The sequence below is a fragment of the Neisseria subflava genome (assembly GCF_005221305.1).
GTDB classification, from domain to species: domain Bacteria; phylum Pseudomonadota; class Gammaproteobacteria; order Burkholderiales; family Neisseriaceae; genus Neisseria; species Neisseria subflava.
Genome location: NZ_CP039887.1, coordinates 224248 through 238730 on the forward strand (window position 1 = coordinate 224248; position 14483 = coordinate 238730).

The 14483-nt window shown below is 46.6% G+C and carries 16 protein-coding genes, 1 tRNA gene and 1 pseudogene; 13 read left to right on the forward strand and 5 right to left on the reverse strand.

The genetic code is table 11. The features are described from left to right. Positions 1-714 carry an aldose epimerase family protein gene (locus tag FAH66_RS01140; RefSeq protein WP_137040283.1) on the reverse strand — a complete coding sequence of 238 codons (714 nt, stop codon included), beginning with the start codon at positions 712-714 and terminating at the stop codon, positions 1-3. Positions 715-912: 198 nt separating this feature from the next. Here FAH66_RS01140 and dnaX point away from each other — a divergent pair, with 198 nt between their 5' ends. Both dnaX and FAH66_RS01150 read left to right on the forward strand, forming a co-directional pair. Continuing rightward, positions 913-2910: a DNA polymerase III subunit gamma/tau gene (dnaX, locus tag FAH66_RS01145; RefSeq protein ID WP_137040285.1), complete on the forward strand. Its 1998-nt coding sequence runs from the start codon at positions 913-915 to the stop codon at positions 2908-2910. Positions 2911-3000: 90 nt separating this feature from the next. Beyond that, complete coding sequence (locus FAH66_RS01150) at positions 3001-3336, forward strand: YbaB/EbfC family nucleoid-associated protein (RefSeq protein ID WP_003678854.1); 336 nt, start codon at positions 3001-3003, stop codon at positions 3334-3336. 162 nt (positions 3337-3498) lie between these two features. Here FAH66_RS01150 and FAH66_RS10870 read toward each other — a convergent pair. The 3 genes and pseudogenes from FAH66_RS10870 to FAH66_RS01160 form a co-directional block, all read right to left on the reverse strand. Then, positions 3499-3618, reverse strand: a pseudogene (locus FAH66_RS10870) (IS5/IS1182 family transposase); the annotation flags it as partial. 207 nt (positions 3619-3825) lie between these two features. After that, positions 3826-3901: transfer RNA gene (locus FAH66_RS01155), tRNA-Asn, on the reverse strand. A gap of 139 nt (positions 3902-4040) precedes the next feature. After that, positions 4041-4532, reverse strand: a complete 492-nt coding sequence (locus FAH66_RS01160; RefSeq protein WP_070589975.1) for a NemA protein — start codon at positions 4530-4532, stop codon at positions 4041-4043. 180 nt (positions 4533-4712) lie between these two features. On the opposite strand from FAH66_RS01160, the gene dapF reads away from it, so the two are divergent. From dapF to FAH66_RS01180, 4 genes are all read left to right on the forward strand, one after another. Continuing rightward, entirely contained in the window at positions 4713-5564 is an 852-nt protein-coding gene (gene dapF / locus FAH66_RS01165) for a diaminopimelate epimerase (RefSeq protein ID WP_137040287.1), read from the forward strand. Beyond that, positions 5561-6163, forward strand: a complete 603-nt coding sequence (locus tag FAH66_RS01170) for a hypothetical protein (protein WP_137040289.1) — start codon at positions 5561-5563, stop codon at positions 6161-6163. Before dapF ends, FAH66_RS01170 begins: the two co-directional genes overlap by 4 nt. Before the next feature lie 105 nt (positions 6164-6268). Continuing rightward, positions 6269-7201 (forward strand): cysteine synthase A, encoded by a 933-nt coding sequence (cysK, locus tag FAH66_RS01175; RefSeq protein ID WP_137040291.1) that lies wholly within the window; start codon positions 6269-6271, stop codon positions 7199-7201. 154 nt (positions 7202-7355) lie between these two features. Next, entirely contained in the window at positions 7356-7856 is a 501-nt protein-coding gene (locus FAH66_RS01180; RefSeq protein WP_371464839.1) for a membrane lipoprotein lipid attachment site-containing protein, read from the forward strand. A gap of 84 nt (positions 7857-7940) precedes the next feature. On the opposite strand, the gene FAH66_RS01185 is transcribed toward FAH66_RS01180, so the two are convergent. After that, the gene (locus FAH66_RS01185; RefSeq protein ID WP_049329785.1) at positions 7941-8324 is read right to left on the reverse strand and encodes a YkvA family protein; all 384 of its coding nucleotides are present in this window, start codon (positions 8322-8324) and stop codon (positions 7941-7943) included. A 207-nt stretch (positions 8325-8531) separates the two neighbouring features. Between FAH66_RS01185 and FAH66_RS01190 the strand changes: the two genes are divergently transcribed. From FAH66_RS01190 to gltA, 7 genes are all read left to right on the forward strand, one after another. Then, on the forward strand, positions 8532-8804 hold the full coding sequence (locus tag FAH66_RS01190; protein ID WP_003686206.1) for a hypothetical protein: 273 nt from the start codon (positions 8532-8534) through the stop codon (positions 8802-8804). A gap of 626 nt (positions 8805-9430) precedes the next feature. Then, entirely contained in the window at positions 9431-9808 is a 378-nt protein-coding gene (gene sdhC, locus FAH66_RS01200) for a succinate dehydrogenase, cytochrome b556 subunit (RefSeq protein WP_004519263.1), read from the forward strand. Beyond that, positions 9802-10143, forward strand: a complete 342-nt coding sequence (gene sdhD / locus FAH66_RS01205) for a succinate dehydrogenase, hydrophobic membrane anchor protein (RefSeq protein WP_003678837.1) — start codon at positions 9802-9804, stop codon at positions 10141-10143. The genes sdhC and sdhD overlap by 7 nt, the downstream gene beginning before the upstream one ends. Before the next feature lie 2 nt (positions 10144-10145). Continuing rightward, a complete protein-coding gene (gene sdhA / locus FAH66_RS01210) occupies positions 10146-11909 on the forward strand; it encodes a succinate dehydrogenase flavoprotein subunit (protein WP_070461322.1) in 1764 nt (587 codons plus the stop codon). A gap of 119 nt (positions 11910-12028) precedes the next feature. Further along, positions 12029-12736, forward strand: coding sequence for a succinate dehydrogenase iron-sulfur subunit (locus FAH66_RS01215; RefSeq protein ID WP_002241462.1), 708 nt, complete (start codon positions 12029-12031; stop codon positions 12734-12736). A gap of 3 nt (positions 12737-12739) precedes the next feature. Beyond that, complete coding sequence (locus FAH66_RS01220; protein ID WP_003678830.1) at positions 12740-12988, forward strand: FAD assembly factor SdhE; 249 nt, start codon at positions 12740-12742, stop codon at positions 12986-12988. A gap of 124 nt (positions 12989-13112) precedes the next feature. Continuing rightward, positions 13113-14396, forward strand: coding sequence for a citrate synthase (gltA, locus tag FAH66_RS01225; RefSeq protein ID WP_070591354.1), 1284 nt, complete (start codon positions 13113-13115; stop codon positions 14394-14396). The last annotated feature ends 87 nt before the right edge of the window (positions 14397-14483 follow it).

Here is a 14483-nt window from a genome sequence, read left to right on the forward strand (position 1 = left end):
TTAAGCCATCAGTCTGATTTTCATGGCGTAACGTTTTTTGCTGTGTCCTGAAACAAACTGTCCGCCTCGTGCAGGGGATAAAAATGCATTGCCTTCTGCGGTTGGCTCTGCACAAGTATATTGGCCGTTTCGATCGCTCCAGAGGGCGTACATAGGCAGATTGTGGGTGCGGATATCCAGTTTCAAGCCGTCAAATGCAACACGTGCATCTTGATTGGAGGAAACAAATTCGGTATGGGAGATATAGTCGGCATCGTATGGGGCGCCGTTGAAATCAAATTGTGTGCCGACAGCGGTAAAGTAGGGATGGAATCCTGGGGATGTGCGGACGGGCGATTCGCCGTAATTGCAGACGGTTAGGATGGCGATGGCTTCATTTTCGTGAGGCAGACTGTAATCAAGCAACCATTCGACGTGTTCATAGCCTTTTTCTGTGCTGATTAATTTCAAGCCGATATCCGATTCATTTTGATGGCGGATTTCCCAGTCTGAAGTTCTGCCGAAACCATGTTGGGCCAGATGATTTTTGCTGTCCGGTCCGAATTGGGGCAAGCAGACATGCATGCCGCTGCGTAATTTTGTGTCATTGGCGACTTGAACGCTGGTTTTCGGAAACAAGATCTCCCGCCCTTTTAAAATCAGGGAATCAATATATACGCCCATTGTGTTGACTTGCATGGTGGCTGATTGGTTGCGTAGTATGATTTCAGACATAATGATTTTAGCTTTAACTTGGTTATCATTTGTGTAGCATTCTAACATTGCGATGACATGCTGTCGCTGTAGGCTTGATAGAAAATCCTTAATAAAAATCAAAAAAATGCTAGAATATATGCCATTTTCTGAGGCCGTCTGAAAAGCGGATAATTCTTTTCAGACGGCCTTCCGATTTATTTCCCGTAGAGAAACAACATGGCTTATCAAGTTCTTGCACGAAAATGGCGTCCGAAAACCTTTGCCGATTTGGTCGGTCAGGAACACGTCGTCAAAGCCCTGCGCAACGCGCTGGACGAAGGCCGTCTGCACCATGCCTATCTGCTGACAGGAACGCGCGGTGTGGGTAAGACCACGATTGCCAGGATTTTGGCCAAGAGCTTGAACTGCGAAAATGCCGTGCATGGCGAACCATGCGGTCAGTGTGAAAGCTGTACGCAAATCGACAGCGGCCGTTATGTGGATTTATTGGAAATTGACGCGGCATCGAATACCGGTATCGACAATATCCGTGAAGTGTTGGAAAACGCACAATATGCGCCTACTGCGGGTAAATACAAAGTCTATATCATCGACGAAGTGCATATGCTTTCCAAAAGCGCGTTCAATGCCATGCTGAAGACTTTGGAAGAGCCGCCTGAGCACGTTAAATTCATTTTGGCGACCACCGATCCGCATAAAGTTCCCATTACTGTATTGAGCCGCTGTTTGCAGTTTGTGTTGCGCAACATGACAACCCAGCAGGTTGCTGAGCATTTGGCGCATGTATTGGACCGTGAAAACGTTCCTTATCAGCCGCAGGCTTTGCAGCTTTTAGGACGTGCCGCCGCCGGCTCGATGCGCGATGCGTTGAGCCTTTTGGATCAGGCGATTGCCATGGGTTCGGGTAAAGTGGCCGAACAAGATGTCCGCCAGATGATCGGAGCGGTCGATAAACAATATTTGTTCGAATTGCTTGAAGAAATCATCAATCAAAACGGTGAGGCCTTGCTGGAAAAAGCTCAGGAAATGTCCGCCAGAGCGATTGGTTTTGACAGCGCATTGGCAGAATTGGCCATGCTGTTGCAACGTTTGGCTTTGATTCAAACCATTCCTTCTGCCTTGGCAAATGACGACCCTGAACGTGAAACTTTGCTGCGATTAAGTCAGGCTTTGAGTGGCGAGCAGATTCAGCTTTATTATCAATGTGCTATTCATGGCAAACAGGATTTGCCGCTGGCTCCGGATGAGTATGCCGGTTTTGTCATGACGCTTTTGCGCATGCTTGCATTTGCGCCGTTGGCCGCTTCCGGTTGCGATACGCAAAGTCAGATTGAACATACGGATTTGCATTCCGACCATCAGAAAGCTGAGGCCGAAAAAAAGCCTTTTCAGCTGCCGAAATCTGAGCCGATAGCAGCACCGGCGGTTGAGAAAGAAGTTGTTCCGATCAAACAGGATACCGTTGAAAGGCCGTCTGAAGAAACTATTCAGTCTGCCCAGCAGCAGGCGGATGTGCCGCCTTGGGAGGAAATGCCGAGCCAATTATCGGCTGAGCCGCCTCAAACACAAACGGCGCAGATGCAAGAAGCGGAGGCATTGCCTGTTGCAAAAGTTCAGACGGCCCCTGAGCCGGAAGAATATCCGCACATGGATGAGGAAATTCCGCCTCCGTATTTTGATGAAGCATATACATATGAAGATTCGCATCGTGCTGATGTGATGGGAGTACCGCAGCCGGTTGCGTCTGCTGAGCCTGAAGAAGAGGAGGGAGATGAAGAAGAGCTTCAGTTCGCTCCTTTGCCTGAGTTTAAAACAGAGAATTGGCATAGTATTATCGAACGCTTCGCCCGTAAGTTAGGCGCGGCGCAGATGTTGGCGCAAAATGCGGCATGGACGAGTTATGCTGCGGAAGCAGGTTTAATCATACTGTCGTTGACGGATGAGGCCAAAGCGACTGCCAATAAAGAGCGCTTGGATAAAATCTGCCAGACGTTGAGCGAGGCCTACCATCTTGGCAATTTAAGGCTGCAAACCGAGCCTTGGCAGGATGATAAAGGCTGGGAAACGCCGGTTATGCGCCGCAAACGTATTCAAGAAGAAGGGCGGCAGCAGGCGCAAGATTTGCTGGAAGCGGATACAACGGCGCAGAAAATCTTACAAACCTTTGAAGCGCAATGGCTGCCGGATTCTTTAGAGCTGGCAGGACATTCTTAAAATACTGACATACAAGGCCGTCTGAAAGGCAATAGCGTTTTTCAGACGGCATGAGTGAAACCCATTTATTCAAACCCATAGGAGTAAAACATGTTCGGAAAAGCCGGATTAGGCGGCCTGATGAAGCAGGCTCAACAAATGCAGGAAAATATGAAAAAGGCACAAGCCAAGCTGGCTGAAACCGAAGTTGAAGGCGAAGCAGGCAATGGTTTGGTAAAAGTTGTGATGACGTGTTCGCACGTTGTCCGCAAACTTGAAATCAGCCCTGATTTGATTCAAGAAGCCGCTGACGACAAAGAAATGCTGGAAGATTTGGTATTGGCCGCCATCAATGCCGCTTCTGAAAAAGCTGAAGAAACGACCAATAAAACCATGGGTGCGTTTACCCAAGGCCTGCCAGCAGGCATGGGTGACTTCTTCCGCTAAACCCGCGCCGTAAAGCAAACAAAGGTCGTCTGAAACACCAAAAATCAGTTTCAGACGGCCTTCGTATTATCTGTTTTGCAGATTGAAATCAATATATCGGCAGTTATTCCGCCGCAGGCATATTGAGTGTTTATTGCATTCAAACCCGCTCAATCAATATTATAGTGGATTAACTTTAAACCAGTACGGCGTTGCCTCGCCTTGCCGTACTATCTGTACTGTCTGCGGCTTCGTCGCCTTGTCCTGATTTAAATTTAATCCACTATACCGCTTATTCAAAAGCAAAACAGCCCAAAACCTGATTGACAAAAGGTTTCGGGCTGTTTGCGCCTGTTCGCCAAACGAAGCGGGTAGGGCGCAAGGCGTGCCAGTTTGGCAGATAGAGGCCTTTGCAAAGGTCTCATGAGGATGCAGGGCTTTCTTTGGGAAAGAACAATCGTTCCTTATTGATGTAAAAAAGCCTGAACAGAAGTTCAGGCTTTTTAAATTTGGCTCCCCGACCTGGGCTCGAACCAGGGACCTGCGGATTAACAGTCCGTCGCTCTACCGACTGAGCTATCGGGGAATGGGGCGTATTATAATGGCTGGAAAAAATGTGTCAATCAATATTTTTAAGAAAATGGTGCAAAATATTTCAAATGTTTGAATGTTAAAAATATTTTGTAATCAAGTTTCACATGCTTCCCAGTCGTTTCAGACGGCCTTTAGTATTTGGCGTTAACCAATTTGCCGTTTTGGAACACTTGCTGCTGCATCACCGTGCCGTTGTAAGCGTAAGTGGTCAGCGAGCCGTTGCTTGGCGTGGCGCGGAACTGCATCAGCTGGTTGCGGCTGAGGACGTAGGGGTCCGTGCGTTTTTGGCTGTTGTCGCTGTAAAAGTCTTGGACGACATATTCGTTGTTGCGTTTGCTGATCAGTTGGCGATGGAAGCCGCCTTTGACTGCGCTGTTGCTGGGTGTGCCGTGCGCATCAAAATAGGTCACGATTTGTTCTTCTGTGATGCGGATGCCGTCCGAATCCGTATCTTTGGTGGTTTTGGTTTTGTCCAAGCCGACAGGGATGTTGATGGATGTGCCCAAGCCGACGTGGCGGCCGATGCTGGTGCCGACGCCTAAGCCGACGGAAACGCCGGGCGTGCCGACTGTACATGCGCTGAGTGAAGCGGCCAAAAGGGCAGGTAAGAGAACTTTTTTCATAATGTGTATCCTTGTAATAAGAAATGTTTGTAATGTGGGAAGTATAGTATTTTTGCGGGGTGGCTGGTGTTAGTATTGGTAAAAGGGCGCAAGGCCGTCTGAAAAACAAGATAGAAACGGATATATCATTCTGGTGTAGAATGTGCCGAAATAATGATTTAATAAGAATGTGAATGAATAATGAAAACTTTGAAATTTACGAAGATGCACGGCTTGGGCAATGATTTTATGGTGGTCAATGCCATCGATCAGGACTTTGATCCGTTGGCTGCGCCGCTTGCCCAATGGGCAGACCGCTATCGCGGCGTGGGTTTTGATCAGTTTTTGGTAGTGGAGAAGCCTTCTTCTGATGCGGTCGATTTTCGGTACCGCATTTTCAATGCCGATGGTCGGGAAGTAGAACAGTGCGGCAATGGCGCGCGTTGTTTTGCGCGTTTTGTCGCGGATAAGGGTTTGACGGATAAAACGGAAATTTTGGTCGAAACGGCCAAAGGGATTATTGTGCCGAAGCTGTTGGATAACGGTTTGGTTACCGTCAATATGGGTAAACCGCGTTTCATGCCGTCTGAAATTCCGTTTGTGCCTGCACATGGTGAAAATGAAGATGCGCTGACACATATTATCTTGGTCGGTTTGGAATCTGTACCGGTAAGCTGCGTGAATATGGGTAATCCGCATGCGGTGATTTTGGTTGATGATGTTGAAACCGCACCGGTGGAGCATTGGGGCGGCGCTATTGAATCGCACGAGCAGTTTCCTGAACGGGTCAATGTCGGCTTTTTGCAGGTTGAAGATGAGTTGTCAGTCCGCCTGCGCGTGTTTGAACGCGGGGTGGGGGAAACTCAGGCTTGCGGTACCGGAGCGTGTGCGGCTGTGGTGACCGGTGTGCGCAATGGCTTGCTGAAAGCGGGTGCGCCTGTGCGTGTAACTGTGCCTGGCGGCGAATTGTTTATCAGTTGGGAAGACGGCGGCGATGTGCAAATGACCGGTCCTGCTGAAACCGTTTTTGAAGGCGAGTTGCAGTATTCATGATGGTTTCTTTGGATTTTTGGTTTGCCGTCGCGTATGCTGCGGTATCGTTGGCATTTATTTTTCGCGCGCAGCGGTTTCAATGGCTTTGGGCTGCGGTGTTGTTGTGGCTGGGGATTTCGGCACTGGGCGCGCGCTTGCTGCCCGGAATGTGGGGCTTTACGCATACAGGCCCTTTGTTTATCCCTCATTTTTATCTGACAATCGCCAGTATTTTTTTCTTTATCGATGACTGCAGTAGAACGGAAGACAAAAAGTTTTGGTCGGCAGGCGAATATGCCGGTTTGACCTTATTTGCGGTTTCCAATGTCGTCATGACTTTGGCTTTTGTTTTCTTGGCAGGCGTGGTTTATTTCATCTTGCCATTGGCAGGCGCAGTTTTTGCATGGGTGGCCTTGCTGAAAATTTATGCTTTGAAACCGATTTATTGGTTTGTTTTGCAGGGCGTGTTGATGCTGGTGTTTTATCTGCACCGCGTGGTCGTGTGCAGGCAGTCGGCGGCTTTGTTTAGTGCCACTCAGCTGCAAATGGGTTGGCTGGTTGCAGTTGTCATGCAGGCTGTGGTTGCCATGGCTTTGATTTTTGAACGGGGCGGATATTAATTTATCCAAACTAAAAGTTATAATGAAAGAAATTTTCGATATTGGTTTTTCAGACGGCCTGAGTTTAATATGCAGGCTATATTACATCTAAATCTGGAGCAGGAAATGAAAATTGCAAATAATATTACCGAGCTGATCGGCAATACCCCTTTGGTGAAATTGAATCGTTTGACCGAGGGTTTGAAAGCGCAAATCGCCGTCAAACTTGAATTTTTCAATCCGGGCAGCAGCGTGAAAGACCGTATTGCCGAAGCCATGATCGAAGCGGCGGAGCAGGCCGGTAAAATCAATAAAGATACCGTTATCGTTGAGGCGACCAGCGGCAATACCGGTATTGGTTTGGCAATGGTGTGTGCGGCCCGCGGTTATAAATTGGCGATTACTATGCCTGAAAGCATGAGTAAAGAACGCAAAATGCTGCTGCGTGCGTTCGGTGCAGAGCTGATTTTGACACCTGCTGCCGAAGGTATGGCAGGCGCTATCGCTAAAGCCCAGTCTTTGGTGGACGAACATCCAGATACTTACTTTATGCCGCGCCAATTTGATAACGAGGCTAATCCTGAAGTTCACCGCAAAACCACTGCCGAAGAAATTTGGCGTGATACAGACGGCCAAGTTGATATTTTCGTGGCCGGTGTGGGTACTGGCGGCACGATTACCGGCGTGGGTGAAGTGTTGAAAAAATACAAACCCGAAGTTCAAATCGTGGCTGTCGAGCCTGAAGCTTCCCCGGTATTGAGCGGTGGTGAAAAAGGCCCGCATCCGATTCAAGGTTTGGGCGCAGGCTTTATCCCCAGTGTTTTGAATACGACTGTTTACGACAGTATTGTCAAAGTACCTAACGAAGCAGCGTTTGAAACTGCGCGCGCTATGGCTGAAAAAGAAGGCATTTTGGTAGGTATTTCTTCCGGTGCCGCGGTATGGAGCGCATTGCAGCTGGCTAAAAAAACTGAAAACGAAGGCAAGCTGATTGTTGTCTTGTTGCCATCGTATGGCGAACGCTATCTTTCTACGCCTCTGTTTGCCGATTTGGCATAATATAGGATTGTTGTTAAAGGGCCGTTTTCAGACGGCCTTTTTTACGTATGGGCTTGAGATATAGTATGAAATCTGTTGTAATTCAGTTAATGAGCTTTGAATACCGTTATTCAAAAGTTGGTTTCTTCAACGAATCATGCTTATAATGCGCATTATGAAAAAATACATTCTTCCTATCCTTGCTGTGGCGGTACTTGCCGGTTGTGAATCGATTTATGTTCCAACATTGAAAGAAGTGCCAGTTCGACCAACCAACGTCAAGAAACCTAAGGCTGATTCACAAGTTTCAGCTACCAGTTATCATTTGGCTCCTTCGCATTGGGCAGATGTTTCCAAGATTCATGATGAAGCACGTCGCTTGAGTACCCAAGTGAGCCAAGGTAGTCTGACCAAAGTTCAGGCTGCCCAATATTTGAACCGCTTCCGTATCCAACAAGTGGGACGCAACTCCGTCGATGACAGTATGTACGAAGTTTATCTGCGTTCTGCCGTTGACAGCCAACGTGGTGAAATTACTACCGAGCAATCCAAACAGTACATTCAAGGTGCTTTGCGTGGTTGGCAGCAACGTTGGAAAAACATGGATACCAAGCCAAGCAATCCTGCGTTTACCAACTTCCTGATGGAAGTTATGGGTATGCAGCCTTTGAAATAAAAAAGTCATAAACCGAGAAGGCCGTCTGAATATTCAGACGGCCTTCTTCTCATATTTATATATGTGTAGTCGAATTGTATCCAATTAAGAACCAAACAGCTTGTCAGCCGCTTGACGGGCTTTTTCTTGAATATCTTCGGTCAGATAGTTTTTCATCTGAGAATAAACCAATGCAATGACGGCAATGTCGTCACTGAAACCAAATGGAATCAGCAAGTCGGGAATGCTGTCGATGGGGCTGAGAAAATAAACCAGTGCACCGACAATAATCATTTTGGCCCGTTTGGGCGTGTGTTCGGATTCCCAAAGGTAATAAAGTGCATAAAGCTGTCGGACGACAGGTTTGCCCAGGCGGCCGGCAAAGCGTCCGAGTTTTTTCATAAAACCGGATGTGTCCAAGTTTCGACGGCGGAAGGAGGGGATATAGTCTTCCGGGTCGGGTGTGTTTTGATGAGGGGAGTGTGTCATGATACAGCTTCCTTATAAGGTATGGAAACATTGTTGGTGTTGTGCTGTATTTTAGTCCATCTAGAGATGGATGAAATGTCTTTGAATGTATAACTATGTAAGAGTAGTGATGATAATGCAATGGTAATAAGTTAAGAATGGCTTATGCCGCAGCAATCAAATCACTACTGCTTACCCACAAAAATAAATCGATTATATGGAGTAATCATGAATAAGAGAATAAAAATATGTCCCGCTTGTCAACAAGGCTATCTCTACCATTCAAAACCTAAATATCTTCATGATGAAATTATTCTGTGTGATGAATGCGATGCAGTATGGCTCAAAGGAGTGAATATATTTTATGGAGAATATGAAAAAGATTTTTATTCTTATGTTCCTTTCATGGAATCCCAAGGTATAACGGATGAATGTATCTGGGAAGGAGAGCTGTTCGATCATCCATATTATGAAGATGAAAACTCAAATGATATGGATTGATAGAAACTTTATATAGTGGATTAAATTTAAATCAGGACAAGGCGACGAAGCCGCAGACAGTACAGATAGTACGGAACCGATTCACTTGGTGCTTCAGAACCTTAGAGAATCGTTCTCTTTGAGCTAAGGCGAGGCAACGCCGTACTGGTTTAAAGTTAATCCACTATATCTTTTCAGACGGCCTTGTCCATCAAATTTGGCACATTATTTCACACACGGATTGTCTAAAACAACCAAGACATTGCGTTCGGCTTTGTTCATATACGTCATGTGGACTTTCTTGCCTTTGAACTCTGCTTCAACGACAGATTCCTTTGTAAAGATTAGGTATCAAGAGTGAGAATTTATCTCACAATAGATACAATTCTCAAATAATAATGATGTTATCGTAAGTGCTTTGATGGGGAGATGGCTTAATTGCAGGAAAGTAACAAAAAAGGCTAGCCACGCAAAAAAAAATCTAAGAATGATTGTTTGATTTTATTAGTCTTTTGGTAAAAATCATTAGAGCATTCATAAATTGCACTGTTCAAAATGAGATAAAACAGGTAAATTATGGTTTATGTAGCTTATTGTAGTGCTGAGCTATAGGTTTTGAGCTGATAATAAATCTAGAGGAACTGACCATGTCCGCCAAATCACGCCCGGTATTTTTGGAAATTCCGAATATCCGATTGCCCATACCGGGGATTGTATCTATTCTTCACCGTATCAGCGGCGTCGGCTTGTTTGTGATGCTGCCTGTTCTCTTGTATTTCTTCTCTGGAACGCTGGATCGCGAAGCGTCGTTTGAAGCATATCGTTCTGCTATTTCCAATCCGTTTGTGAAGCTGATCCTTATCGGTCTGTTGTGGGCATATCTGCACCACTTTTTTGCCGGTATCCGCTTTCTGTTTTTGGATGTGCATAAAGGCCTGGAATTAAATACTGCCCGTACTACTGCTAAAGTTGTATTTGCTTCTGCTTTGATTCTGACCGTCGTTTTGGGAGCTTTGTTATGGTAGAACGTAAATTGACAGGTGCGCATTACGGTTTGCGCGATTGGGCAATGCAACGTGCAACTGCGGTCATCATGCTAGTGTACACCGTGGTTCTTTTGGTTGTTTTGTTTACGTTGCCTAAAGAATATTCGGCATGGCAGGCATTTTTTGATCAAACTTGGGTGAAGGTGTTTACCCAAGTGAGCTTCTTGGCCGTATTCCTGCATGCATGGGTAGGTATCCGTGATTTGTGGATGGACTACATTAAGCCTTTCGGCCTACGTTTGTTTTTACAAGTTGCCACCATCGTTTGGTTGGTAGGCTGCTTGGTGTATTCAGTTAAAGTAATTTGGGGGTAAATATGGGTTTTCCTGTTCGCAAGTTTGATGCCGTGATTGTTGGCGGTGGTGGTGCAGGTTTACGTGCAGCCCTTCAATTGTCTAAATCCGGCCTGAATTGTGCTGTTTTGTCTAAAGTGTTCCCAACTCGTTCTCATACTGTAGCGGCTCAAGGTGGTATTTCTGCTTCATTGGGTAATGTGCAAGAAGACCGTTGGGATTGGCACATGTACGATACCGTGAAAGGTTCTGACTGGTTGGGCGACCAAGATGCGATTGAGTTTATGTGTCGCGCCGCACCTGAAGCCGTAATTGAGTTGGAACACATGGGTATGCCTTTCGACCGTGTGGAAAGCGGTAAAATCTACCAACGTCCTTTCGGCGGCCATACTGCCGAACACGGTAAACGCGCGGTAGAACGTGCATGTGCGGTTGCCGACCGTACCGGTCATGCGATGTTGCATACTTTGTACCAACAAAACGTCCGTGCCAATACACAATTCTTTGTGGAATGGACGGCGCAAGATTTGATTCGTGATGAAAACGGCGACGTAGTCGGTGTGACCGCCATGGAAATGGAAACCGGCGAAGTTTATATTTTCCACGCTAAAGCTGTGATGTTTGCTACTGGTGGCGGCGGTCGTATTTATGCTTCTTCTACCAATGCTTATATGAATACCGGTGATGGTTTGGGTATTTGTGCCCGTGCAGGTATTCCGTTGGAAGACATGGAATTCTGGCAATTCCACCCGACCGGTGTAGCCGGTGCTGGTGTATTGATTACCGAGGGTGTGCGTGGTGAGGGCGGTATTCTGCTGAATGCCGACGGCGAACGCTTTATGGAACGTTACGCTCCGACTGTAAAAGACTTGGCTTCCCGTGACGTGGTTTCCCGTGCGATGGCGATGGAAATTTACGAAGGTCGCGGCTGTGGTAAAAACAAAGACCACGTATTGCTGAAAATCGACCATATCGGTGCAGAAAAAATTATGGAAAAACTGCCGGGCATCCGCGAGATTTCCATCCAGTTTGCCGGTATCGACCCGATTAAAGACCCAATTCCTGTTGTGCCGACTACTCACTACATGATGGGCGGTATTCCGACCAACTACCATGGCGAAGTTGTCGTTCCGCAAGGTGAAGATTACGAAGTACCTGTAAAAGGTCTGTATGCGGCAGGTGAGTGCGCTTGTGCTTCCGTACACGGTGCGAACCGCTTGGGTACTAACTCCCTGTTGGACTTGGTGGTATTCGGTAAAGCTGCCGGCGACAGCATGATTAAATTCATCAAAGAGCAAAGCGACTGGAAACCTCTGCCTGCTAATGCTGGTGAATTGACCCGCCAGCGTATCGAGCGTTTGGATAACCAAACCGGTGGTGAAAACGTTGATGCATTGCGTCGCGAACTGCAACGATCTGTACAACTGCATGCCGGTGTGTTCCGTACTGATGAGATTCTGAGCAAAGGCGTTCGAGAAATCATGGAGATTGCCGAGCGTGTGAAACGTACTGAAATCAAAGACAAGAGCAAAGTGTGGAATACCGCGCGTATCGAAGCTTTGGAATTGGATAATCTGATTGAAGTAGCGAAAGCGACTTTGGTGTCCGCCGAAGCGCGTAAAGAATCCCGCGGTGCACACGCTTCAGACGACCATCCTGAGCGCGATGACGAAAACTGGATGAAACATACCCTGTATCATTCAGATACCAATACTTTGTCTTACAAACCGGTACATACCAAGCCTTTGAGCGTGGAATACATCAAACCGGCTAAACGCGTTTATTGATGAGTTTTCAGACGGCCTTTATCTTAAAGGCCGTCTGAAACCTAACCATACCCACATTGAACTGCTTGAATTCATAATACAAAATCATTGGGCAGTTTATGAGAAAAGGAACACTTCTCATGGAAAAAATGAGTTTTGAAATTTACCGTTACAACCCGGACGTTGATGCCAAACCTTATATGCAACGTTACGAGTTGGAATTGGAACCAACCGACGTTAAACTTTTGGACGCTTTGGTGCGCCTGAAAGCGCAAGACGATACATTGTCTTTCCGCCGTTCTTGCCGCGAAGGTATTTGCGGTTCTGACGGTATGAACATCAACGGCAAAAACGGCTTGGCATGTCTGACCGATCTGCGCGGCCTGAAACAGCCGGTTAAAATCCGTCCTCTGCCGGGTCTGCCTGTTATCCGCGACCTGATTGTGGATATGACCCAATTCTTTAAACAATATCACTCCATCAAACCTTACGTTGTCAACGATAACCCTATCGATGCGGACAAAGAGCGTCTGCAAACTCAGGAAGAGCGTAAAGAGTTGGACGGTTTGTACGAATGTATTTTGTGCGCCTGCTGTTCGACTGCCTGCCCGTCATTCTGGTGGAACCCTGATAAATTCGTTGGTCCGTCCGGTTTGCTGAATGCTTACCGTTTCATTGCGGATAGCCGTGATACCATCACTAATGAGCGTTTGGATAATCTGAACGACCCATACCGTTTGTTCCGTTGCCACACCATTATGAACTGCGTAGACGTATGTCCTAAACACTTGAATCCGACCCGAGCCATCGGTAAGATTAAAGAGATTATGTTGAAACGAGCCGTTTAAGAAATGATGGTTTTTGACGATATTGCCAAACGGAAAATCCGTTTTCAAACCCGCCGAGGATTGTTGGAATTGGACTTAATCTTCGGTAGGTTTATGGAAAAAGAATTCGAGCACCTGAGTGATCAGGAGTTGTCCGAATTTTCCGAAATCCTCGAATTTCAAGACCAAGAGTTGCTTGCCTTGATTAACGGACATTCGGCGACGGACAAGAAACACCTGATTCCCATGCTTGAAAAAATCAGACAGGCATGACGTATTATAGAGCTTGTTTGCGATGCCAATCCGAACAAGCTCTTTCCATACTGAGGCCGTCTGAAAAAAAGGACCGTGCCGCTTGGGCGGCAACGAAAGCCCCAACTTACAAAGGAGTTTAAGAATGTCTAAATCAGTCAAGCTCACCACCCCAAATCAAGAGACCTTGGAACTGCCAGTATTGGAAGCAAGTATCGGCCATGATGTGGTTGATATCCGTGCGTTGACTAAAAATACAGGTCTGTTTTCCTTCGACCCCGGATTCGTGTCAACTGCAAGTTGTGAATCCAAAATCACTTATATTGATGGCGATGAAGGTCTGTTGTATTACCGTGGTTATCCTATCGAGCAGCTGGCAGAAAAATCCGATTATTTGGAAGTTTGCTATCTGTTGATTTACGGCGAACTGCCTACCCCTGAACAGAAAAAAGAATTTGATGCCACAGTCAGTCGCCATACTATGCTGCATGAGCAGCTGACTTGGTTCTTCCGCGGTTTCCGTCGCGATGCGCATCCGATGGCGATGATGGTTGGCGTGGTTGGCGCTTTGTCTGCGTTCTACCAAGACAGCTTGGATATTGCCAATCCTGAGCACCGCAAAATTGCGATTTACCGCTTAATCTCCAAAATTCCGACAATTGCGGCAATGTGTTACCGTTATTCCAACGGCCTGCCGTTCAATTATCCAAAAAATAACCTTTCCTATGCTGAAAACTTCTTGCACATGATGTTTGCGACTCCATGTGAAGAATACAAACCTAATCCAGTATTGGCTCGCGCGCTCGACCGCATCTTTATTTTGCATGCCGACCACGAGCAAAACGCTTCTACTTCGACCGTACGTTTGGCCGGCTCTTCAGGCGCGAACCCATTTGCCTGTATCGCTGCCGGTATCGCCTGTCTGTGGGGTGCTTCACACGGCGGTGCAAACGAAGCTGTGTTGAAGATGCTAGATGAAATCGGCGATGTATCTAATGTTGCCGCATACATGGAAGGTGTGAAACAACGCAAATATCGTCTGATGGGCTTCGGTCACCGCGTATACCGCAATATGGACCCACGAGCCAATATCATGCGCGAAACCTGTTATGAAGTCTTGAAAGAATTGGGCTTGGAAGACAGTCCTAAATTCAAGCTGGCGATGGAATTGGAACAAATTGCACTGAAAGATCCGTTCTTTGTTGAACGCAAGCTGTATCCAAACGTCGATTTCTACTCCGGTATCGTCTTGTCCGCATTGGGCATTCCAACTGAAATGTTTACCGTTATCTTCGCATTGTCGCGCAGTGTAGGTTGGATTTCTCATTGGCATGAAATGATTAGCGATCCAGCACTGAAAATCGGTCGCCCACGTCAACTGTATACCGGTGCAGAGCGTCGCGATTACGTTCCGGTAGATAAACGCTAATAGGCAATACATTAATATATTGTTTAAAAGTCGTTTGAAAAAATCGAATTGCCGTTTTCAATGAGGTTGGTCGTAATTAATTAAGTT